Source organism: Jejuia spongiicola (genome assembly GCF_023502325.1).
GTDB lineage: Bacteria > Bacteroidota > Bacteroidia > Flavobacteriales > Flavobacteriaceae > Wocania_A > Wocania_A spongiicola.
Map to the genome: position 1 here is coordinate 260,628 of NZ_JAMFLZ010000003.1, position 23,813 is coordinate 284,440.

The 23,813-nt window shown below is 30.0% G+C and carries 21 protein-coding genes; 10 read left to right on the forward strand and 11 right to left on the reverse strand.

Annotated elements, in window-relative coordinates:
- Nucleotides 1–576: 576 nt before the first annotated feature.
- The 4 genes from M3P09_RS08410 to M3P09_RS08425 are packed head-to-tail and all read left to right on the forward strand — an operon-like array spanning nt 577 to nt 6,894.
- Nucleotides 577–1,707: an aminotransferase class I/II-fold pyridoxal phosphate-dependent enzyme gene (locus M3P09_RS08410; RefSeq protein WP_249972780.1), complete on the forward strand. Its 1,131-nt coding sequence runs from the start codon at nt 577–579 to the stop codon at nt 1,705–1,707.
- Nucleotides 1,704–3,659, forward strand: coding sequence for a polysaccharide biosynthesis protein (locus tag M3P09_RS08415; protein ID WP_249972781.1), 1,956 nt, complete (start codon nt 1,704–1,706; stop codon nt 3,657–3,659). The genes M3P09_RS08410 and M3P09_RS08415 overlap by 4 nt, the downstream gene beginning before the upstream one ends.
- A 43-nt stretch (nt 3,660–3,702) precedes the next feature.
- On the forward strand, nt 3,703–4,503 hold the full coding sequence (locus M3P09_RS08420; RefSeq protein WP_249972782.1) for a polysaccharide biosynthesis/export family protein: 801 nt from the start codon (nt 3,703–3,705) through the stop codon (nt 4,501–4,503).
- Nucleotides 4,504–4,512: 9 nt separating this feature from the next.
- Nucleotides 4,513–6,894 (forward strand): GumC family protein, encoded by a 2,382-nt coding sequence (locus M3P09_RS08425; protein WP_249972783.1) that lies wholly within the window; start codon nt 4,513–4,515, stop codon nt 6,892–6,894.
- Here the strand turns inward: M3P09_RS08425 and M3P09_RS08430 are convergent.
- The 3 genes from M3P09_RS08430 to aroB all read right to left on the reverse strand — a co-directional run bounded on the left by M3P09_RS08430 (nt 6,891) and on the right by aroB (nt 9,109).
- Entirely contained in the window at nt 6,891–7,637 is a 747-nt protein-coding gene (locus M3P09_RS08430) for a tyrosine-protein phosphatase (RefSeq protein WP_099565858.1), read from the reverse strand. The two genes, M3P09_RS08425 and M3P09_RS08430, sit on opposite strands and share 4 nt — an antisense overlap.
- Before the next feature lie 33 nt (nt 7,638–7,670).
- Nucleotides 7,671–7,976 (reverse strand): hypothetical protein, encoded by a 306-nt coding sequence (locus tag M3P09_RS08435; protein WP_249972784.1) that lies wholly within the window; start codon nt 7,974–7,976, stop codon nt 7,671–7,673.
- A 65-nt stretch (nt 7,977–8,041) separates the two neighbouring features.
- Nucleotides 8,042–9,109 (reverse strand): 3-dehydroquinate synthase, encoded by a 1,068-nt coding sequence (gene aroB, locus M3P09_RS08440; RefSeq protein WP_249972785.1) that lies wholly within the window; start codon nt 9,107–9,109, stop codon nt 8,042–8,044.
- Nucleotides 9,110–9,206: 97 nt separating this feature from the next.
- Between aroB and M3P09_RS08445 the strand changes: the two genes are divergently transcribed.
- Complete coding sequence (locus M3P09_RS08445; protein WP_249972786.1) at nt 9,207–10,385, forward strand: proline dehydrogenase family protein; 1,179 nt, start codon at nt 9,207–9,209, stop codon at nt 10,383–10,385.
- Nucleotide 10,386: 1 nt separating this feature from the next.
- On the opposite strand, the gene M3P09_RS08450 is transcribed toward M3P09_RS08445, so the two are convergent.
- The 4 genes from M3P09_RS08450 to M3P09_RS08465 form a co-directional block, all read right to left on the reverse strand.
- The gene (locus M3P09_RS08450; protein WP_249972787.1) at nt 10,387–11,448 is read right to left on the reverse strand and encodes an SDR family NAD(P)-dependent oxidoreductase; all 1,062 of its coding nucleotides are present in this window, start codon (nt 11,446–11,448) and stop codon (nt 10,387–10,389) included.
- Nucleotides 11,449–11,547: 99 nt separating this feature from the next.
- Nucleotides 11,548–12,141 (reverse strand): sugar transferase, encoded by a 594-nt coding sequence (locus M3P09_RS08455; protein ID WP_099565863.1) that lies wholly within the window; start codon nt 12,139–12,141, stop codon nt 11,548–11,550.
- The gene (locus tag M3P09_RS08460; protein ID WP_099565864.1) at nt 12,138–12,488 is read right to left on the reverse strand and encodes a hypothetical protein; all 351 of its coding nucleotides are present in this window, start codon (nt 12,486–12,488) and stop codon (nt 12,138–12,140) included. Before M3P09_RS08460 ends, M3P09_RS08455 begins: the two co-directional genes overlap by 4 nt.
- 38 nt (nt 12,489–12,526) lie before the next feature.
- Entirely contained in the window at nt 12,527–13,726 is a 1,200-nt protein-coding gene (locus M3P09_RS08465; RefSeq protein ID WP_099565865.1) for an alanine dehydrogenase, read from the reverse strand.
- A gap of 206 nt (nt 13,727–13,932) precedes the next feature.
- Here M3P09_RS08465 and M3P09_RS08470 point away from each other — a divergent pair, with 206 nt between their 5' ends.
- Nucleotides 13,933–16,317 carry an outer membrane beta-barrel protein gene (locus M3P09_RS08470; RefSeq protein WP_249972788.1) on the forward strand — a complete coding sequence of 795 codons (2,385 nt, stop codon included), beginning with the start codon at nt 13,933–13,935 and terminating at the stop codon, nt 16,315–16,317.
- Here M3P09_RS08470 and M3P09_RS08475 read toward each other — a convergent pair.
- From M3P09_RS08475 to porX, 4 genes are all read right to left on the reverse strand, one after another.
- Nucleotides 16,314–16,703 (reverse strand): hypothetical protein, encoded by a 390-nt coding sequence (locus M3P09_RS08475; protein WP_249972789.1) that lies wholly within the window; start codon nt 16,701–16,703, stop codon nt 16,314–16,316. The genes M3P09_RS08470 and M3P09_RS08475 overlap by 4 nt on opposite strands.
- Nucleotides 16,704–16,797: 94 nt before the next feature.
- Nucleotides 16,798–16,947 carry a hypothetical protein gene (locus tag M3P09_RS08480; protein ID WP_249972790.1) on the reverse strand — a complete coding sequence of 50 codons (150 nt, stop codon included), beginning with the start codon at nt 16,945–16,947 and terminating at the stop codon, nt 16,798–16,800.
- A gap of 171 nt (nt 16,948–17,118) precedes the next feature.
- The gene (tsaE, locus tag M3P09_RS08485) at nt 17,119–17,559 is read right to left on the reverse strand and encodes a tRNA (adenosine(37)-N6)-threonylcarbamoyltransferase complex ATPase subunit type 1 TsaE (RefSeq protein ID WP_347709808.1); all 441 of its coding nucleotides are present in this window, start codon (nt 17,557–17,559) and stop codon (nt 17,119–17,121) included.
- Between the two features lie 85 nt (nt 17,560–17,644).
- Nucleotides 17,645–19,192, reverse strand: coding sequence for a T9SS response regulator signal transducer PorX (gene porX, locus M3P09_RS08490; protein WP_099565869.1), 1,548 nt, complete (start codon nt 19,190–19,192; stop codon nt 17,645–17,647).
- 101 nt (nt 19,193–19,293) lie between these two features.
- Between porX and M3P09_RS08495 the strand changes: the two genes are divergently transcribed.
- From M3P09_RS08495 to lpxA, 4 genes are all read left to right on the forward strand, one after another.
- Complete coding sequence (locus M3P09_RS08495) at nt 19,294–20,529, forward strand: HD domain-containing protein (RefSeq protein ID WP_249972792.1); 1,236 nt, start codon at nt 19,294–19,296, stop codon at nt 20,527–20,529.
- A gap of 72 nt (nt 20,530–20,601) precedes the next feature.
- Nucleotides 20,602–21,624, forward strand: a complete 1,023-nt coding sequence (lpxD, locus tag M3P09_RS08500) for a UDP-3-O-(3-hydroxymyristoyl)glucosamine N-acyltransferase (protein ID WP_099565871.1) — start codon at nt 20,602–20,604, stop codon at nt 21,622–21,624.
- The gene (locus tag M3P09_RS08505) at nt 21,615–23,021 is read left to right on the forward strand and encodes a bifunctional UDP-3-O-[3-hydroxymyristoyl] N-acetylglucosamine deacetylase/3-hydroxyacyl-ACP dehydratase (protein WP_249972793.1); all 1,407 of its coding nucleotides are present in this window, start codon (nt 21,615–21,617) and stop codon (nt 23,019–23,021) included. Before lpxD ends, M3P09_RS08505 begins: the two co-directional genes overlap by 10 nt.
- A gap of 2 nt (nt 23,022–23,023) precedes the next feature.
- On the forward strand, nt 23,024–23,809 hold the full coding sequence (gene lpxA, locus M3P09_RS08510) for an acyl-ACP--UDP-N-acetylglucosamine O-acyltransferase (protein ID WP_099565873.1): 786 nt from the start codon (nt 23,024–23,026) through the stop codon (nt 23,807–23,809).
- The last annotated feature ends 4 nt before the right edge of the window (nt 23,810–23,813 follow it).

Genomic DNA, 23,813 nt, shown 5'->3' on the forward strand with positions numbered 1-23,813 from the left:
ATTCAGTTTTTTGCTAAAAACATCGACTAAATCATTTTTTTTTAATTTAAAAATACATAATATTTAACTTATTTTAAAGATGAAATCAAGTAATTATTTCAATAATAAAAACTTGATAAATGTAAAGTAAACCAATTCTTTTTTATGAAAAAGTTAATCTTAAAAATCGATAATCTGCATAGATTTACTACCAATGAAAACCGGTAATGTATTTAACCGATTTTTATTACTCTTTTAGCGAATTAACCTCTTATCATAGCTTTAGAATTAAAACAATTACTAAATTTACATCGTAAATAAAAAATTGAATTGATTAATAGCATTATTGATTTGATAAAAATATAAGTTGAATAACCGAAAAACCCTCTCAGTATTATTCTAAAATTTAAAGATTAATACAATTTTAAAAGTTATATTTTTATTAAGTTACAATTTTAGAGCTATAAATTATGAAACTGATTCTGTTTTTTGCATGTGAGGGATTCACAAAAGGACATTTTAAACTTTTACTAAAGTGGTGTAAAAACCCACTCTAAATTTTCTATGCAAAAAAGTTAATTGAATATTTAACAAGTAATGTTGACCAAAACTAAAATATATTTATCATCACCTCATATGGGAGGTTCAGAGCAAAAATTTGTTAATCAAGCTTTTGATACAAATTGGATAGCTCCGTTGGGGCCAAATGTTGATGGCTTTGAAAATGATATAAAAAGTTACTTAGGTGGTAATAATGAAGTTGCGGTGCTTAGTTCTGGTACGGCTGCCATACATTTAGCATTGCAATTGCTAGGTGTCTCAAAAGGCGATGAAGTTTTATGTCAAAGTTTTACATTTTCAGCTTCTGCTAATCCTATAATTTATCAAGGTGCATCACCAATTTTTATTGATAGCGAATCAGACACTTGGAATATGTCTCCTGAATTACTAGAAATAGCAATTAAAGATAGGATAGAAAAACATAAAAAACCAAAAGCTATAATAGCAGTTCATTTATATGGTATGCCATATAAAGCTGAAGAAATAAATAGTATCGCAAAAAAATATGATATTCCAGTAGTTGAAGATAGTGCTGAAGCTTTAGGAAGCACTTATTTTAATCAGGCATGTGGAACATTATCAGATGTTGGAATTTTATCTTTTAACGGAAATAAAATTATAACTACCTCTGGAGGAGGTGCATTAATAACAAAAAGTTCTGAATTAAAAAATAAAGCAATCTTTTTATCAACACAAGCCAGAGATAATGCGCCGCATTATCAACACTCTTCTATAGGGTATAATTATAGAATGAGTAATGTTTTAGCAGGAATAGGCAGAGGGCAAATGGAAGTGATTAATGATAGAGTTGAAGCAAGAAGGAAAAACCATAAATACTATAAAAATAATTTGTCAAAATTCAATACTATCGAATTTTTAGACGAACCAGAAGGATTCTTCTCTAATAGATGGATTACTTGTATAAAAACGAACTCTTATGAGCTCCGTGAAAGCATTAGACTAGCGTTACAAAAAGACGATATTGAATCTAGACCTTTATGGAAGCCAATGCACATGCAACCAGTTTTTAAAGACTATCTGTCGTATACAGACGGAACTTCTGAAAAACTATTTAATGTTGGACTTTGTTTACCAAGTGGATCTAATCTATCTCAAGATGATTTAGATAGAGTTCTTAGTATAATTACAAAAACCCCAAACTTATGATAAAAAATTACTTTTTATTTTATTCGCAAAAGTATGCATCAAAATGGCTAGTTTTAGGTATTGACCTAGCAATAGTTTTGTTAACATTTTTTGCAACTTACCTTGTAAGATTTAATTTCACTTTAAATTTTGATATAAATCAGTTTTTATTTCAGTTACCTTTCTTATTTATTATCGCAACGTTTAGTTTTTTAGTGATAGGGTCATTTAAGAGTGTAATACGTCATACTGGGTTTACAGATGTTGTTAACTTGTTTAAGTCAGTGGCGCTAATGTCGCTTTTATCTATTGTTTTTGTATTATTTAATAGAATAACAAATATAATTCCAGAGTTTACTATCCCGTTATCTATAATTGTAATGCATGCACTACTTAGTTTTGTAACACTCAGCGCTAGTAGATTGCTATTCAAAATGACTTATAAGTATTTAAAATGTAAGTTAGTTTCTTCAAAAAGAGTTCTTATTTATGGAGCAGGAGAGTCAGGTATTATAACATATAACGCATTAGTTAATAACTTAAGTTCAAGATTTAGTGTAGTTGGATTTATTGATGATGATTTAAAGAAGAATGGAAAATCTATAAACGGTGTTCCAATTTTTTCAAAAAATAAAGTCACAACGGCATACATAGAATCTAATGCAATAGATGAAATTGTAGTAGCGTCACAAACTATAGATCCAAACAGTTTGTTAAGTCTAATTGATAGTTTAATTGATTTGGATGTTAAAATAACTAAAGTTCCACCAATTGAAAAGTGGATTAATGGAGAGTTAAGCGCAAAACAAATAAAACAAGTTCAAATTGAAGACCTTCTTGGGAGAGCTCCTATAGAAATTGATAACCCAAATTTATTGAATGAATTTAATGGCGAAACTATTTTAGTTACAGGAGCAGCTGGCTCCATAGGTAGTGAGTTAGTAAAGCAATTAGCAAACTTTAGTGTAAAAAAATTGATACTAGTTGATCAAGCTGAATCTGCATTATATGATTTGCAACAAGATTTAAAACAAAACGGAAAAGAAAGTATTATTACTGCTATTGTTGCAGATATTAGAGATGGTCTAAGAATAGATAGTATTTTTCAAGAAAATAAACCAACAATGGTTTTTCATGCTGCTGCATATAAACATGTACCGCTAATGGAGAAGTCTCCATATGAAGCAATAAAAATTAATGTAAATGGAACTAAAATCCTAGCAGACACAGCATCTCGATACGATGTTAAAAAGTTTGTTTTTGTTTCTACTGATAAAGCTGTTAACCCAACAAGTGTAATGGGAGCGACCAAGCGTATGGCAGAAATGTATATTAGCTGTCTTCAAAAAGAAAGTAAAACAAAATTCATCACAACAAGATTTGGTAATGTTTTAGGATCTAATGGATCAGTAATTCCATTGTTTAAAAAACAAATAGAAATGGGTGGGCCATTAACTTTAACTCACAAAGAAATAACTCGTTATTTCATGACAATTCCTGAAGCATCACAATTAGTTTTAGAAGCTGGTACAATGGGTAAAGGAGGAGAGATATTTATTTTTGATATGGGAGAATCTGTTAAGATCTTCGATCTCGCCAAAAATATGATTAAATTATCTGGATTAAGATTTCCAGAAGATATAGATATTCAAATTTCAGGTTTACGACCAGGAGAAAAACTTTATGAAGAATTATTGGCAAATGGTGAAAATACGTTATCAACTTATCATAAAAAAATAATGATAAGTAAGACTAGAGAATTAGAATATAATAAAATAAAATCTGAAATTGAAGAGCTATGTATTACTAATCGTTTTCAAAACAACAACATTGTTATGAAAATGAAAAGCTTAATTCCTGAGTATAAATCAAACAATTCTGATTACGAAAAATTCGATAAAAGAGTACAAATTTATAAAAAAGTACGAGGCCTATCTGAAGAGAGATCAGATAAAAGCTATATTAATCTTTAATAAATTAAGTAGAAATTTATTAATTTCCCCAAACGAAAAAAAGATGATTACACCTTTTCCAAGACACAAACTGTTTGTTTTTAGTGCTATATTTACCTTATTTTTAACTTCCTGTGTTACAAAGAAGGATATTATTTATTTTCAAAATGCCAAAGATTTTGAAACAATTGTTGATACCGATACCTTCACTGCAAAATTAAAAGTTGGAGATATATTAAGCGTATATATATCTGTTATTTCAACAACAACTTCAGATGGGACTATAATTGATCCGGCAAGACCATATAACATTGTGAGACAAGGTGGAGGCGGAGGAACAAACTTTGTTGATTATCTTATAGATGTAGAGGGCAATATTGATTTTCCTGTTTTAGGAAAAATAAAACTACTGGGGTTAACAGTAGAAGAAGCTAAAGCGTTAATTAAGAAAAAATTCTCTGACGGGAATTTACTAAAAGACCCAGTGGTTATTATCCGCGTTTTAAATTTTAGAATTACCGTTGAAGGAGAGGTGGCTAGCCCAGGTGTTTATCCTGTTTCTGGCGAAAGAGTATCAGTACTTGAAGCAATTGGTATGGCTGGAGGTTTAACTATAAAAGGTAGACGAGATAATGTTATGATAATTAGAGATTTTAATGGGACAAAAACAATTTCTAGAATAGATTTAACAACAAAAGAAGTTTTTAATTCTCCTGTTTATTACTTAACGCAAAATGATTATGTTTATGTTGAACCGAATAATTCAGCAATAAGCATTGCATCTGGAGATGCAAGAATAGGCACCATTATTAGTATTACTTCTTTTCTTTTAACAGCTGCACTAATATTTGTAACTAGAAATTAGAATTAAAAAATGGCTTTGAAACAGAATAATAATTTATCGAATAATTCTGAAGATTTTAATTTTAATCTTAAGAAAACAGTATCTATTTATTTAAAGCAATGGAAATGGTTTGCTTTAAGTTTAATAATATGTTTAGGACTAACATATATAAACTTAAGATATACTACACCAGAATATTTAGCTCAGGCTAAAATAATCCTTTTAGATGATAAAGAGAATTCCTCAGCTGCTGCTTTAAAAGATTTGTCGTTATTCTCCGAAGGTGAAGATGCAATGGTTGAAGATGAAATACAAGTAATAAAATCTAGAAGCTTCCTTAGAAATATTGTAAAAAGGTTAAATTTAAATATTAGATATTATACTAAAGGAAGAGTTTATGAATCTGAATTATATAAAGACTCTCCAATTGTTATAAATTTTATAGAATCTGATTCAATAATAAATAGCACAAGCTCTAATTTTTATATTGAAATTCTTTCTTCTTCAAGTTTTAATTATCGGATTAATGAAGAGACTGCTCCGAAAAAATATGCATTTGGAGAAACAATTCCAACATCTTTTGGAGGCATTATCGTTACACCAAAAAATAAGAGTATTGAAAATAATGTTGGAAACTCTATAAGGGTAAATATTGCAAAAATAGAATATTTAGCAGAATCTCTTAAAAATAGAGTCTCTATATCACCTTCTGGAAAATCATCAAAAGTAGTCACAGTAAGCTTCGTAGATCCTGTTATAGAAAAAGCAAAAGACATAGTTAATACTTTAATAGATGAATACAATAAGTCTACTATTCAAAAGAAAAATAATATATCTGAAAACACAGCTAAGTTTATTGATAATCGTATACGGTTAGTAGCTAAAGATTTAGTTAGTGCAGATAGTAGCATTGTTAACTTTAAAACTGGTAATAAAGTTACAGATGTTGCTTCTGAAGCTGGACAATTCTTAAATTCAAGTGCTGTTAACGAACAACAGTTAGATGCTGCAAAAATGCAATTAGGTCAATTAAATTTCATGGAGTCAACTTTAGATGATGAGACTTCAATGTATAGTTCAATTCCGTCAAATTTAGGTTCCGGAGATCCTGCTATTAGTGCATTATCAACTAGGTATAATCAATTGCTTGAAAGGAGAAAAGCGCTCTTAAAAAGCGCAGGAGAACAAAATCCCATTGTATTAGAATTAGATCAAACATTGGCAGATATTAGACAAAATCTTCAGCAAAGTATTAATAACTCTACTAAATCCTTGAGAATTCAAATAGGAAGCCTAGAGAGCCAATCAAGACGCATTAATTCTAAAATATTCTCTGTTCCTGGTCAAGAACGCAAATTGAGATCGATTGAGCGTACAAGAGGTATTAAGGAGTCATTATATTTGTACTTATTAGAAAAAAGAGAAGAAGCTGCGATATCTTTAACTGCAACCTCACCAAGTGCAAAAATAATTGATGAAGCATATAATAAAGCTGGCGGTCCTATCTCTCCTAATAAACAAATTGCTTATGCTGGAGCACTATTTATTGGATTATTAATCCCTTTTATGTTCTTTTATGTAAAGAATTTATTTGACACCAAAATTCATAATAAAGAAGATTTAGAAAAAGAAATTAAAAGAATTACTGTATTAGGCGAAATACCAAAAATAAAAGGCAATAATATTTTAGTAAAAAGAAACGATCGCTCAATTTTATCAGAATCGTTTAGAATTATACGAACCAATTTTGATTATATAAAACGAACAAGAAAGGTAGAGAATTATGACAATGTGATTTTTGTCACTTCAACTATTAATGGTGAAGGAAAATCTTTTTTTAGTATGAATATGGCATTAACATTGGCTAATACTGATAAAAGAGTATTGCTGATTGGTGCAGATATAAGGAACCCAAAATTACTTATGGGTATAAATAATCAAAAGAAAAATAACGAAGGGAAAGTTGGTTTAACTGAATATTTAGTTGATAAATCTGTAATTGTTGGTGAGGCTATAAATACATATGAGGTCAATGGTAATAAAATAGATATTTTATTATCTGGTAAAGTACCACCAAACCCTGCAGAATTATTAATGAGCGATAGAATGAAACCTCTTTTTGATAAAGTGTCTGAGCAATACGATTATGTAATTGTTGATACTGCTCCATCAATGTTAGTAACGGACACATTATTGTTTAGTCAATACGCTGGACATACTATTTATATGACACGTGCTGATTATACAGAAAAACGTATTTTGAATTTTGCAAAAGAATTACATGCTGAAAACAAACTTAATGGAATGATGCTTGTCGTTAATGATGTTAAACAAGCTAATTTTGGATATGGCGCAAAATATGGATATTATGGCGCCAAAAAAAAGAAAGGCTTTTTCAATAAACGTGCTTAAATAACAGAAAAAGTATTACAAGTTTTTTCTATAATTTTAGGAAGCTCTTTAGTCATATCCTTACTAAGGACAAGGTTAGAGAGCTTTTTTATATGATTATCATTATGAGTATCCGTTGCAACAAAGTCTATAAGTTGCTCTTCCAATAAATAATTAGCTGTTTTTTCTGCATTTTTCCCGTAGTGATCACTTAAAGACAATAAGTTAAGTTGAAAAAAACATCCAAGCTGTTTAAGCTTTCTATAATAATCTTTTGTATTATGATAAAATGAATATCGCTCTGGGTGTGCTAAAATTGGTAAGTAGCCTTTCATTTTAATTTTAAATATTATTTCTTCCAAATTAATAGGCGGCTGAAAATAAGACATCTCTATTAACAAATAGTTTCCTTTTAGTGTAAATAGTTCCTGAGAATCTAATTGTTTTTGGAAATTATCATCCAGCATGTATTCAGCTGCTGGGTTTATAGTAATTTCGGAAAGCATTTTAGAACCTAAAGCTTCCAATAGTTTTTGATATGAATCACCAATAGTTTCATCAGTATTCGGATAGAAATCTTGCATAACATGAGGTGTTGGCATAAACTGTTTAACACCCAATTCTTGCAATCCTTTAATTAAATCTATTGATTCGAAAGTGTTTTTTGCGCCATCATCTATTCCAGGTAAAATATGAGAATGCATATCTACAAAGTCTTCTAATAAATCTTTTAGAAATGCTTTTTTAGAAAAAAAGTGGAACATTATTTACGTAGGTTAGTTACAAGAAAAAAGAGTTTATTCCTCTTCATCTCCAAAAGTAGCAGGTTTAATAGTACTATCACTATCAACCACAACATTTCCTAATTCATTAACTTCTATATTATCACTATCAAAATTATTCATTGTGTAATGCAATTTGCTACTTACTTTAACTAAGTATATAGCGTCTAATGTCTTTATTTCTATAGCCTCTATAGTCTCGTTTCTATGGTTATCAAAAGTAATTATGTCATCATCTCCATAACCATCAGGAAATTTCTCTGTTAAAAGATTTAATAACTCTGGAGTTAGTTTTTTATAATCAACAATAATTCTTTTCATCTTAAAAATTTTGGTTGATAAATAAATTTAGCAGCAATATTTATAAAATTACAAAAAAAATATAATTAACTCTCATAAAATTTAAAAGCATCAATTATAATCTCATCCTTAACTAAACAATCAATTTTTGGGATACCAATGTCTTTAAGGAGAACAAAGTTTATATTTCCATGATTATTTTTCTTATCGTACTTCAATAGCTCAATAATACTTTGATACTCTTTTTCTTCAATATCTACCTTTTCATAATAACTTAAAAATAAGGCTTTAATTTCGTCTGTTGTTTTACTAGGAAAGCCAACTAACTCTGTAGATATATAGCTTGCCAAGATCATTCCAACCACAATGGCTTCACCATGTAACAAATCTTTTTTACTAGGGTTACTTAAAAAATAAGATTCAATGGCATGTCCAAGCGTATGCCCAAAATTTAATGTTTTTCTTAGCCCATTTTCAAAGGGGTCTTCCTCAACTACATTTTTTTTAATGATAACGGATTCATAAATTAATTCATCCAAGTCATCTAGTGTTAATTTTGAAAAATCTTTAAATTTATTCCAATAGTTTTTACTGTTTATTAAACCATGCTTTAACATTTCAGCTAAACCAGAGCGTAATTGATTTTGCGGCAATGTTTCTAAAAAATTAGTATCAATAAGCACTAAATTAGGCGTACTAATAACCCCTATTTGGTTTTTTAAATGACCAAGGTCGACACCCGTTTTTCCACCAACTGAAGCATCAACCATTGAAAGTAGTGATGTAGGAACATTTATGTAAGCAATTCCTCTTTTAAAAGTAGATGCTACAAAACCACCTAAATCTGTAATAACACCACCTCCAACATTTATAAGTAAACTTTTTCTATCTGCATCTAATTCTGATAAAGTATTCCAAACACCAGAGCAAGTATCTATTGTTTTATGCTCTTCGCCAGCTTCAATCTCAATAATTTCAACATCAGCTTTCGTTTCTAGTTTTGCTAAAAAATTTGGTAAACAATATTTATGCGTATTCTCATCTACTAAAACAAATATTTTAGAAAAATTATTTAGTTTAAGATGCTCATTTAGTGATGGATAACACAAATCATTAAAATGAATTATAGAATCATTTGCAGTAATCGATTTCATGAAAAATATATCTATTATTATAAAGGGTGAAATTAAGGAGTTTTTATATAAAATGATAACTAAGTCTTAATTATATTTGTACAAAATTTTACAGATAATGCAAAAAACTGACTCCATTTTTGAAAATACCGAAATAGCATTTGCTCTTAAAAGCGACTCAGAATTAGAACGTGCGTATTTTTTGTTTAAAATGATTTCTATTGAACCTTTGGTAAAAATAGGTACTGCAGCAACTAACTTTGCAATAAAGGCACATTTACCTATTGAAGGACTTATTCGATCTACCGTCTTTGATCACTTTTGTGGTGGTGTAAATGAAGAAGATTGCTTGCCAGTTATTGATAAAATGTATGAAAAAGGAGTAAGTTCAGTTTTAGATTACTCCGTAGAAGGTAAAGAAAATGAAGCTGAATTTGACGCAGCAATGCATATGATTCTTAAGATTATAGATTTTGCTAAAGCCATTGATTCGATTCCAATAGCGGTATTTAAACCCACAGGTTTTGGACGCTTTTACTTATACGAAAAACTAGGAAAAGGTGAAGCCTTAACCGAAAAAGAACAAGAAGAGTGGGATAGAGTTGTTAATAGATTTGATGTTGTTTGTAAAAAATCAAAGGACAATGATATAGCCATATTAATTGATGCTGAAGAGAGTTGGATGCAAGATGCTGCTGATGATTTGATAACTCAAATGATGAGAAAATATAATACTGATAAGCCTATTGTTTATAATACACTACAGATGTATAGACATGATAGGCTTGCATTTTTGGAAAAGCAGCATGAGATAGCTAAAACTGAAGGCTTTTATTTGGGATACAAGTTAGTACGAGGGGCGTATATGGAAAAAGAAAATGAGCGTGCTGAAGAAAACGGTTATATTTCACCAATTTGTATAAATAAAAAAGCAACAGATGAGAATTTTGATGTAGGCCTAAAGTATGTTTTGGATAATTTGGAAAAAATGTCACTGTTTGCAGGTACTCATAATGAGGAAAGTTCGTATTTGCTTATGCAATTAATGGAAGAAAGAGGGCTAGACAATAATGATTCCCGTATCTGGTTTGGTCAATTATATGGTATGAGTGATCATATTAGTTATAATTTAGCAAGTAAAGGCTATAATGTGGCAAAATACATGCCTTTTGGACCTGTAAAAGATGTGATGCCATATTTGATAAGACGTGCTGAAGAAAACACATCTGTCGCTGGGCAAACAAGTAGGGAGCTTAATTTATTATCTAAAGAGAAAAAACGCAGAAAGAAAAAATAATTTACACATATTTTTTAAGTGTCATTTTTATTTCAGAAACCGACTGAAAGGGCGTGATTTTTAATAACTCTTTAAGATTTTTCATGTTTTTTGATTTGTCGCTTTTGCTTTTTACCTGCATAATATCTTTATGAGTTGTTGGTATTAATGTTTCATTACTTGCTAATATATCTTCATGCAATTTCTCACCAGGACGAACTTCTGTAATCTCAATATTAATATCTTCATTATAAAACGTAATTAAAACTTTAGCTAAGTCAAATATCTTAATAGGTTTTCCCATATTAAAAGTAAAAACTGGGTTTTCAAAATCTTTAAAAGTTGCAATTTCTAGTATTAAATTACACGCTTTGTGCTTACAAATAAAGTAACGAGATATGCTTTTATCTGTAACTGTTATTGGTTTTCCAGAATTGATTTGACTTATAAATAATGGAACAACGGATCCACTAGAGCCAAATATATTACCAAAACGTGTAATAATGAATTTAGTTTTATTTTGATTATTTAAGCCCGACAAATAGTGCTCAGCAATTCGCTTACTCATTCCCATAACACTTATAGGGTTAACAGCCTTGTCAGTAGAAATAAATATAAATTTTTTAACCTGATGCTTAATTGATAAATCTGCCAATAATTTAGTGCCTATTATATTAAGTTTAACAGCTTCGTAGGGATTAGTTTCCATCAAAGGTACATGTTTGTAAGCAGCTGTATGAAAGACAAGCGTTGGAGTATAAGTTTCAAAAAGATAGCTTAGAGATTCTTTTTCGGTAATATTCAATAAAATAAATTCTGAATTAATAGATGCATTATTTTCTAATTCTTGTTGAAGTTCGTACAATGGAGATTCAGCAATATCGACCAAAATTAGCTTTTTATAAGTACATTGTGTAAGTTGCTTTGCAAGCTCACTACCTATTGAGCCTGCAGCTCCTGTAATTAAGATTGTATGGTCAGAAAAATCTAAATTTGGATATTTGCTTTTTGAGTTCTTTTTAAAATTAAATATACCTGAATCACGAATGAGTTGTTGAATATGATTTGGGGTGGGTGTATTCATTGATTATTAATTTCGGTGAATCGTAGATTTAGCGGGTAAATTACATACGCAAAGTATGAATAATAACCTTTTCAAACAAATACCCCTTTCTTATTACTTTTATTTTATAATCACCTTTACAATGGTCATCAAAATGAGTTTTAAATCAAAAAAGAAATTACGTTTTTTAATATAGATTTTATTAAATCGTAACTTATCAGGTATTATTGTTTTAATAAAGTATTCTTCTGGGTTTTTAGCTGCTTTTAAAAGCTCAACCTCGTTTCTGTACTTTAAGGATGCAAGCCCTGTAATACCAGGTCTTACTTGATAAATTTTCATATCATCATCAGTATAAAAATTTACATAATAACGTAACTCTGGTCTAGGGCCAACAAAACTCATATCGCCTTTTAAAACATTTATAAGTTGAGGAAACTCGTCTATCTTATAGCGTCTCAAAAAATATCCAATTTTAGTTATACGAGAATCATTATTTCCTAAGGTTAATAAACCTTTAGTTTCAGACGCCATGCGCATGGTTCTAAATTTATAAATATTGAAATCAACATTGTTTTTGCCAACTCTATTTTGAATAAATAAAACAGGGCCTCTAGAGTCTAGCTTAATTAAAATTGAAATTAATATAAGAATAGGGGAGAGTAGTAATAATCCAATAAGCGAAAAAATAAAATCAAAAATGCGTTTAGTCATTCTACTTTATAGTTAGTTACGGTAGCAATGCTGTCACAGTTTTCAACAGTAAGTATAATGTTTGCCTCGTTATAATCCCCTTCAATTACATAAATTCCACAGGGTTCTTTACGAGTGTCACTTTCAGAAAAATTAATATCTCCCTCTTTTAAAATATAATACATAGCTGTAGTATCGATTTGCATAGATCTACTATATTTTATTGCTTTTGAATTGATATTTTTCAATACTCTGGCATCTGGACCGTAATCGCATGATACTTTTTTACCATTTAAAAAAAAAGCTAAAATAATTAAGCCTAATGAGAACCCTCCCAAATAATAACCAATACGTTGTATTAATTTCATGTGTTATAAAAATGAATATTAAAAAAAAGGAAAGTTGTTTAAAATATAAGCAAATTTACATCACTATAATCTAAATTAAACCATTCACCAACTGGTTTGCTAGTTAAAATTCCGTGGTAAAAATACAACCCATTTTTTAAACCTTTATCAAATCTAAGAGAATTTTCTATACCACCTTCTTCTGCTATTTTCAATAAGTATGGGGTGAATATATTACTTATTGAAACAGAAGCCGTTCGCGAGTATTTAGCAGGAATATTAGGCACACAATAGTGCACCACATTATGCTTTATAAATGTGGGATTTTTATGTGTAGTAACTTCACTAGTTTCAAAACAGCCACCCATATCTATACTAACATCTATAATTACAGCACCTTTTTTCATGTGTTGCACCATGGCTTCAGAGACAACAATAGGTGATCTGTTTTTTCCACGTACTGCGCCAATAGCAACATCACAACGTTTTAATGCTTTAGTTAAATTTTTTGGCTGAAGTGTTGATGTGAAAAGTGGGCGACCAAGATTTGTTTGTATGGTTCTCAATTTTGTAATCGAATTATCAAATATTTTCACATTGGCACCTAAACCAATGGCACTTCTAGAAGCAAATTCTCCAACTGTACCAGCTCCAAGAATTACAACTTCGATAGGAGGAACGCCACTAATATTACCAAACATGAGTCCATTTCCATCTTTGCTATTCGATAACAACTCTGCTGCAATTAATGTAGATGCTGTACCTGCAATCTCACTTAGTGATCTAACTGCGGGATATGTTCCATCTGCATCTCTAATAAACTCAAAAGCTAGGGCAGTAACACGCTTGGACGCTAAAGCTTCAAAATATTTTTTCTCTTGAGTCTTAAGTTGTAAAGCAGAGATTAATATGGCCTGAGGGTTTATTAATTTTATTTGATCAATGCTTGGCGGTTCAACTTTTAAAATCATTGGGCAAGCAAAAACTTTTGCAGTATCTTTTGTTATTTCTGCACCAGCTTCACTATAATCTTTATCACTGAAATTGGCACCTTCACCAGCTCCAGATTCTAATAAAACCTTATGCCCATTATAAACAAGAGCAGATACCGCATCGGGAGTTAAACAAACTCTTTTTTCTTGATATGCAGTTTCTTTTGGGATTCCAATAAAAAGTTCTCCTTTACGTTTGTTAATTTCAAGCATTTCCTCTTGTGGTAAAAGTTGTTGCTTTGTAAAAGGTGACAAAGATTTTGACATGTTTAGGTTTCTTAAATAAAAATCAAATTACGAATAAATTTCTGATTGTTTTTATTGTAAGCGAAATTATTTTAATTGATACAAACTGCTAGTTTTAGATGAAATGCTGTTTTAACCAGTTTTTTTCCAATATAATTATTATATGTTTGTGTTTTAATTAGATTATGACCTTTAAACCTTTTCATTTCCTTTTACTTATTTTCTCTATGTCGTGCTTTGCTCAAGAGTATCGGGTTAATGGATATGTTAAAGACGTTAATAATAATCCTATTGCTTATGCTAATGTGGTAATTACTAAAAACTCCGAAGGCATTGAAGGTTCTGCTAATGGAACATCAACTGATGAAAGTGGTTATTTTATAATTGAAAGCTTAAGTGCGGGTAATTATACTTTAAAAATTAGCTTTTTAGGGTATACTACTTACACTAAGGCGGTTGATTTAGATGGGCATACCAAGTTTGATACCGTTGTTTTAGAAGAAAATTTAGAAGCGCTTGAAGATGTAACCATTGTTGCAAAAAGACCTACAGTAAAGCGATTAGTAGATCGTTTAGTTTTTAATGTTGAAAACTCCACGTTATCAAATAATAATGTTTTAGATGTTTTAAAGCACACTCCAGGAGTTTTGGTTCATGATGGTAGCATTACTATAAAAAATTCTACTCCTACTGTTTATATAAATGATAGAAGAGTTCATTTATCATCTAGTGAAGTTCAACAGCTTTTAGAAGGCACATCAGCAACCAATGTTAAGTCTATTGAAGTTATTACAAATCCACCTGCTAAATACGAAGCTGAAGGGGGAGCAGTACTCAATATTGTAACTAGTAAAAATATTGTTGCAGGTTATAATGGTAGCGTTTTTGGTAATTATAAACAAGGTTCGGAATTTCCAAAATATTCTTTTGGTACAAGTCATTTTTTTAAAACAAAAAAGTTAAATACCTATGTAAATTATAGTATAAATCCTAGGAAGGATTTTAGGAATAATAGTGAATCATTAAATTTTACAGATAATACGAGTTGGGAAACAGATTTAAAAAAAACACGTAAAAGTAAGAATCAAAATATAAATGCCAATATTGATTATGATTTTAATGAGAATAACAGCTTAGGGTTTTCAACAAATATATTAGTAGCTCCTAGAGAAGATACCAAAACAAGGATAAACTCCTTGACTGAAGTTTTTAATAGTACTAAAGTTTTAGATTCGACATTTAACACATCAAATAATCAAGTTAACGAAACTTTTAACTTAGCTTTCACACTAGATTATACTCATAAATTTAAAAAAATAGGAGAGAAGTTATCGGTAAGTTTACATCATACCAATTATGATTTTTCTGGTTTTCAAGATGTAAATACTGGTTATTTTTTACCAAATACTTCTGTTGCTTTTAGAAATAACAAATTTCAAACATTTTCAAGCCAAGAAATAAAATTATACACAGGTCAGATTGATTATGAGTTACCAATAAGTGATTCTGAACAATTTGAAGCTGGTGGGAAGGTTTCTAATATTAATTCCGAAAGCATTTTAAATCAATTTACTTTTGAAAATGATATTAAAACTGAAGACTTACAAAATTCTGATACGTTTTTATATGACGAAACTAATTATGCATTGTATACTAGTTATTCAAAAGATTGGGATGCATGGAGTCTTCAAGGAGGCCTTAGAGCGGAGTTTACCAATATTAAAGGAAACTCTTTGTCTACAAACCTGATTAATAATAATGATTATATTAAATTTTTTCCATCCTTATATATTTTAAATAGATTAAATGAAAATAACGAGATTTACTTTAGTTATAATAGACGTATACACAGACCAAGATACAGCCAATTAAACCCTTTTAAATATTTTCTAAATGATAATGCTTATGTAACAGGAGATCCAAATTTAAGACCACAGATAGATGATATTTTTACTTTTGGTTACACTTTAAATAACAAGTATACTTTTGAGATTTATTACAGTTTTGAAAAAGATCCAACTTACGAAGTTACATTTCAAGATAATGTTGATAATATCTTAAAATATATTAACACCAATATAGATAGTAATATTTCTTATGGGCTAGATTTTACAACATATACAGAAATCCTACCAAAATGGAACTTATATGCTCTAACTTCACTATTTTATTACGAAAACCAATTTTTTACATTTGAAGGAACAAATGAATTGTTAGCAGTTGATAAATGGTCTTTATATGCTCAAATTATTAACTACTTTACTTTTCTTAAAGATAATAGTTTAACAGCAGATATTACCTATTTGTATATATCACCATTAGTAGATGGTGTTTCTAATATTAGCTCAAGATCTGGTTTAGACATTAATCTTAGAAAGACTTTATGGAATAATAGAGCCTCAATAAGCATAGGTGCAATGGATATCTTTAACACACAAAATTTCACTCAATCTACAAAGTATTTAAATCAAGATGTGTTTTTAAAATCTAGAATGGAGAATAGGCTATTTACTTTTGGTTTTAATTACAAATTTGGTAACTATAGGCTTACATCTAACAAAAAAGATATAGAGTTAAACGAACGAGAAAGATTGGGAAACTCTTCTAATTAAAAATACTCCTTTACTCTACCCCAAAAGTTTTTAGGTGATATTTTAAACTCTTCTTCAAGTTCTTCTAAAGATTTATTAGCCTCATTAATCCTATTAAATATTCTAGCTCTTACTAAATATATTGAAGGAATAACCACTGCCATAACAGGTATTAAATATAGTATTTGATTATCATCAGCAAACGATAAATCATCATTAAGGACAATTAATATTTGATAAATATACATGGCAATAGGGACTAATATGGTATGATACCACCAATGCTTACAAGTGAAAATCCAAATAAATAATAAGAATAATGGAATCACCTTACTTGTTAAAGTCCAAGCTAGTACAAATAAGCTTTCGTAATATTTACTTTCATATACACCAAAAAAAGTGTCCATGACTTTTACATCAGGGACACTTTCATGTAAGCTGAACAGGTAAGGTGTAATTGCTATTAAAGTAGCAATTACACTACCTAAGACAAGGTTCTTTTTATTGTTGTCCTTGCCCAGGAACTTTAATTCTGTTTTTTTCAATTTTTGCTGTTTGCTCTGCATCTAGGTTATATTGTGTAGCAGATTGTGCTAAAAACAACATACCTCCGAAAATTGCGATTGCAATTAAGTACTTTTTAGTTTTCATTTTATAAGGGATTTAATTAATTAATTATTCCAAATGTAACTAAAGAGTATTTTGAAGAAATGGTGCAAATGTTAAAATTATGTTAAAAACAATATTTTTTAAAATTTAAGCTGCGGGTTTTCCGTAAATCTTCAAAAATCAGAGTATTTCATGTCATTTTATTATCACAAATCATGCTTGTTTAGGGCTATTTGCTTTTATATTTAATTTTAATATTCTTTTGTTTTCAGAGTTAAATTCTATAAAAATCTCATCAAATTCATCAAACAAAATAGGTTCAATTTTTTCTGGCCATTCTATTAATTTGTAATGATCAGAATATAAATAATCTTCTATTCCAAAATTATAGGCTTCTTCAATATCATTGATTCTATATAAATCAAAATGATAAATCACATCGTTCACAGTTTCATATTCATTAACAATTGAAAACGTGGGGCTACTCACTTCGTCATTACTACCTAGTATTTTAACTATAGCTTTTATAAGTGTTGTTTTACCAACTCCCATGTTTCCATAGAATAATAATGTTTTACTAGTTGCATGGTTTATTAACTGTTTTGCAACATGCTCTACTTCATTTAACTCATAACTTATTTCCAATGTACACACTGTTTACTATGCAATACTAATAATAATTTTTGATAAATCCTAAGAAAAAATGCATTTCATCGATGTTTTATGTATTACATGGATTTTATTTAGGGTTTAACACCACAAAAGGAATAATCATTTCTTCTAAAGAAACACCACCATGTTGATATGTATTTCTAAAATAACTTACATAATGATTGTAGTTATTTGGATAAGCAAAAAACAAATCACTTTTTGCAAAAATATACGAGCTACTCATGGTAATAGAAGGTAAATGTACATCTTTAGGGTTCTTTGCTACAAATACATCTTTGGAGTCGTATGTTAAGCTTCTACCCGTTTTATAACGTAGGTTTAAACTGGTATCTCTATCTCCAACTACCTTTGATGGGTTTTTTACATTAATTGTACCATGGTCTGTAGTTAGCATCAACTTAAAACCAAGTTGATGAGCAAGTTGAATCATTTCTAATAAAGGAGAATTTTTAAACCAACTAAGCGCTAAAGAGCGGTATGCTTTATCGTTTGATGCCAATTCTTTAACGACCTCCATTTCAGTTTTTGAATGCGAAAGCATATCAACAAAATTATACACAACTACAGTTAAGTCGTTGTTTTTTAGTGAGTTGAAGTTTTCGACTAATTTTCTTCCTGTCTTGAGATTTGTTATTTTATGATACTCATAATCTAGGTTATCCAAACCTAATCGCTTCATTTGGCTTTGTAAAAATTCGGCTTCATATAGATTTTTTCCGCCTTCATCTGTATCATTTTTCCAATATTGAGGAAACAATTTTTCCATATCGCTAGGCATTAACCCAGAAAAAATAGCATTTCTCGCATATTGGGTTGCCGTAGGCAGAATACTAAAAAAAGCATCCTCAGTTTCTTTCTTGTAATAATTGTTAATAATTGGCTCAAAAACTTTCCATTGGTCATAACGCAGATTATCAATAACTACCAATAACGTTGGCTGTTCTTTACTCAATTTTGGCGCAATCTTTTCTTTAAATAATGTATGCGACATTATGGGCGCATCTGTATTTGGCTCAAACCAATCAGAATAATTTTTATCTATAAATTTACCAAACTGTATATTGGCTTCGTTTTTTTGTGATTCTAAAATCTCAAACATACCCACATCTTCTATATCTTCTAATTGAATTTCCCAATAAATAAGTTTCTGGTAAAGATTCACCCATTCTTCATAAGAGTTTACCATAGATAAATCCATAGCAATTTTCCTGAACTCTTGCTGATAGTTTGATGTTGTTTTCTCTGAAACTAGTCTAGAATGATCTAAATTCTTTTTTAAGCTTAATAATATTTGGTTTGGGTTTACGGGTTTAATCAAATAGTCTGCAATTTTATTACCAATAGCTTCTTCCATTATATACTCTTCTTCACTTTTAGTAATCATAACTACAGGAAGGTTATCTTGTTTCTCTTTAATTTCATGTAACGTTTCAAGACCTGTTAATCCAGGCATATTTTCATCTAAAAAAACGATATCAAACTTTGCATCGTCTAAAACATCAATAGCTTCAGTGCCACTGTTACAAGTAGTAACATTATAATTTTTCTTTTCTAAAAATAAAATATGCGGTTTTAGTAAATCTATTTCATCATCAACCCAAAGAATATTAATCATATTGTTTTAAATTATATTATTAAATGTGCTTTAAATAACTGCGCAATTATTTTGAAGCGTTATAGTTATATTTGTAAATATTTAATGCTAAAAGTTAAAGTTTGAACAAACTTAAAATATTAAACGACCCAATTTACGGTTTTATTACTATACCAAATTCACTAATTTTTGATATAATACAGCACAAATACTTTCAGAGGCTGCGCAGAATTACACAAATGGGTATGTCGTATTTAGTTTACCCTGGTGCACATCATACGCGTTTTCATCATGCTATTGGTTGTGTACATTTAATGCAGCAAGCGGTTAATGTGCTTCGTTTTAAGGAAGTTACAATTACAAAAGAAGAAGAAGAAGCCTTATATGTGGCAATTTTATTGCATGATATTGGCCATGGTCCATTCTCACATGCTATGGAACACAGCATTGTAAACAATGTATCTCATGAGCAAATTTCTTTGCTTTTTATGGAACGTTTAAATGAAGAATTTAACTCAAATTTAACTCTAGCCATTAAAATTTTTAAGGGCGAATACCATAGAAATTTTATGTGCCAGCTAATTTCTGGGCAATTAGATATGGATAGGGCTGATTATTTAAAACGCGATAGTTTTTATACAGGTGTAGCAGAGGGTAATATTAATAGTGAACGTTTAATAACGATGTTAAATGTTGTAAATGATGAATTGGTTGTTGAGGAAAAAGGAATTTATAGTGTTGAAAAATTTATTGTAGCCAGACGGCTTATGTATTGGCAAGTGTATTTGCACAAAACAGGTTTAGTTGCAGAGCAGTTGCTCATTAGAGTTTTAAAACGAGCAAAAGAATTAACCAACTTGGGAGAAAGGCTAAATGGGAGTAAAGCATTACAATATTTTTTGAATAATGAAATTTCAATCGACAATTTTAATCATGATGCACTAAATATATTTTCAGAATTGGATGATTATGATATTATTTCAGCAATGAAGGAGTGGCAACACCATAAAGACTTTGTTTTAAGTAACTTATGTGAAATGATTATTAATAGAAATCTTCTAAAAATAAAAATAAAGAATAAGTTGATTAAAAAAAATAGCCTTGAAAAGCACACAAAGAGTTTAATTGAAAAATATAATATTTCTAAAGAAGAAGCAGAATATTTTGTGTTTGCTGGTAGTATTTCAAATCAAGCTTACCAACTAAAACATCAAAATATAAATATTCTACATAAGTCTGGTAAAATTGAAGATATCGTTAAAGCATCTGATCAATTAAATCTAAAAGCCTTATCAAAACCTGTTACTAAATATTATATATGTTACCCCAAGGAGGATATATCAACTAAAAAACAATAGACAGTAACACATGAAAACTTTAGTACATTTTTCCTATTTTTGCGGTAATCAAAAAACAACAAAAACTAAAGTGTGAAATTTAAAGCACAACAAATAGCAGACATATTAGAAGGAGAGATAGTTGGTAATCCAGATATTGAAGTCTCAAAATTATCAAAAATTGAAGAAGGCACTGAAGGATCGTTAACATTTCTTGCAAACCCAAAATACACATCATTTATATATTCAACAAAAGCTTCAGTTACAATAGTAAATAAGTCATTTCAACCAGAGAACGAAATTAAAACAACACTTATTAAAGTTGATGATGCTTACGAATCATTCTCAAAATTACTAGAGTATTACAATCAAGTAAAAAATAACAAAGTTGGCTTAGAAAGCCCCATCTTTATTTCTGATACTGCTAAGTACGGAGATAATATATATATAGGTGCGTTTTCATATATAGGTGAAAATGTAAGCATAGGTGATAACGTTAAAATTTGTCCAAACTCTTATATAGGTGATAATGTAGCTATAGATGATAATACAATTGTGTTTTCTGGAGCTAAAATTTACTCAGATTGTATCATAGGAAAACATTGTGTAATTAATTCTGGAGCCATTATTGGCGCCGACGGTTTTGGCTTTGCACCAAATGAAAATGGAGAGTACAGTAAAGTACCTCAAATTGGAAATGTAATTATTGAGGACTATGTTGATATTGGAGCCGCTACTACAATAGATAGAGCTACTTTGGGCTCAACTATTATACGAAAAGGTGTTAAGCTAGATAATCAAATTCAAATAGCTCATAATGTAGAGATTGGTAAAAACACTGTAATTGCAGCGCAAACAGGCGTTGCGGGCTCTACTAAAATAGGAGAAAATTGTCAAATAGGAGGTCAAGTAGGTATTGTTGGACATATTACTATTGGTAATAATGTAAAAATACAAGCACAATCTGGAATTGGCCGAAATGTAAAAGATAATGAAGTGCTACAAGGCTCTCCTGCTTTACCATATGGAGACTATAACAAATCGTATGTTCATTTTAAAAACTTACCAAAAATTGTTAAAAACATTAATGATTTAGAAAAAAACAAATGGGAATAGTTAATACAGAAATAAAACAAAAAACACTAAAGAACGAAGTTTCTTTAACAGGTGTTGGTTTACATACAGGCAAAAATGTAACATTAACATTTAAACCTGCTGCAGCAAATTTTGGCTTAGCTTTTAAACGAATAGATTTAGAAGGTGAACCAGTTATTGAAGCAGATGCAAATTATGTTACTAACACACAGCGTGGCACATGCATAGAAAAAAACGGAGTTACTATACAAACCTCTGAGCATGTACTTGCAGCTTTAGTAGGCTTAGATGTTGATAATGCAATTATTGAATTAAACGAATCTGAACCACCAATTATGGATGGGTCTTCAAAGTTCTTTGTTGAAGCCATTGAAAAATCTGGGATTGTAGAGCTTGATGCTTTTAGAGAAGAGTATGTTGTAAATGATGTTATTTCTTATACAGATGAAGAGTCTGGTAGCGAAATTTTGGTAATGCCAGCAAAAGAGTATCAAATTACAACTATGGTAGATTTTGGAACTAAAGTTTTAGGAACTCAAAATGCAACTTTAAACCATATTTCTAATTTTAAAAAGGATATTTCAGATTCACGAACATTTAGCTTTTTGCATGAAATTGAAATGCTATTGGAACATGGATTGATAAAAGGTGGCGACTTGAATAATGCTATTGTTTATGTCGATAAAGAACTATCTCCTGAAACCATGGAAAAATTAAGGGTGGCATTTAAAAAAGATAATATCGCTGTAAAGCCAAACGGAATTTTAGACAACCTTACATTGCATCATCCAAATGAAGCCGCAAGGCATAAACTACTGGATGTTTTAGGTGATTTAGCGCTTATTGGCACAAGAATTAGAGGAAAAGTAATTGCAAATAAACCAGGGCACTTTGTGAATACCCAGTTTGCAAAAAAACTTTCTAAAATTATTAAAAACGAGCGTCGTAATAATATGCCAAATATTGATTTGAATCAACCTCCTTTAATGGATATTACGCAAATCATGGCAATGCTTCCACACAGACAACCTTTTTTACTTATAGATAAAGTTTTTGAGCTATCAGATAAACATGTTATAGCAACCAAAAACGTAACCATGAATGAAGAGTTCTTTAAGGGGCATTTTCCAGGAGCTCCAGTAATGCCAGGTGTTTTAATTGTTGAAGCTATGGCGCAAACTGGTGGTATTTTAGTTTTAAATACGGTACCAGACCCTGAAAATTACTTAACCTTTTTCATGAAAATGGATAATGTTAAATTCAAACAAAAAGTAAGCCCTGGAGATACGTTAATTTTTAAATGCGAATTAATTACACCTATACGCCGTGGTATTTGCCATATGCAAGGTTACGCTTATACTAACGGAAAACTATGTGCAGAAGCTGAACTAATGGCTCAAATATCAAAAGTTAAATAATTATGAACCAACCACTTGCTTATGTGCACCCAGGTGCAAAAATTGCTAAAAATGTAGTTATTGAGCCCTTTACAACCATACACAATAATGTAAAGATAGGTGAAGGAACTTGGATAGGTAGTAATGTTACTATTATGGAAGGTGCCCGCATTGGTAAAAACTGCAACATCTTTCCTGGTTCAGTAATTTCTGCAGTTCCACAAGATTTAAAATACAATGATGAAGACACTACTGTAGAGATAGGAAATAACGTTACTATTCGAGAATGTGTTACTATAAATAGAGGTACTTCTGACAGAATGAAAACTGTTATTGGAGATAACTGCTTAATTATGGCTTATTGTCACATTGCTCACGATTGTATTGTTGGTAATAATTGTATTTTTTCAAATAACAGCACACTTGCAGGGCACATAACTATAGGAGATTATGTTGTTTTAGCAGGTATGACTGCAGTTCACCAATTTGTATCTGTTGGAAATCATGCTTTTGTTACTGGTGGTTCTTTGGTTAGAAAAGATGTACCTCCATATGTAAAAGCAGCAAGAGAGCCATTATCATATGTAGGAATCAATTCTGTTGGATTGAGACGACGTGGGTATTCAACTGAAAAAATTAGAGAGATTCAGAATATATTCAGAATTCTTTATCAAAAAAATTATAATAATACACAAGCTTCAGAAATCATTGAAGCTGAAATGGAAGCAACTCCAGAACGCGATGAAATTCTTCAATTTATCAAGAATTCGCATCGAGGAATCATGAAAGGATATTTTAAATCAAACTAAATTA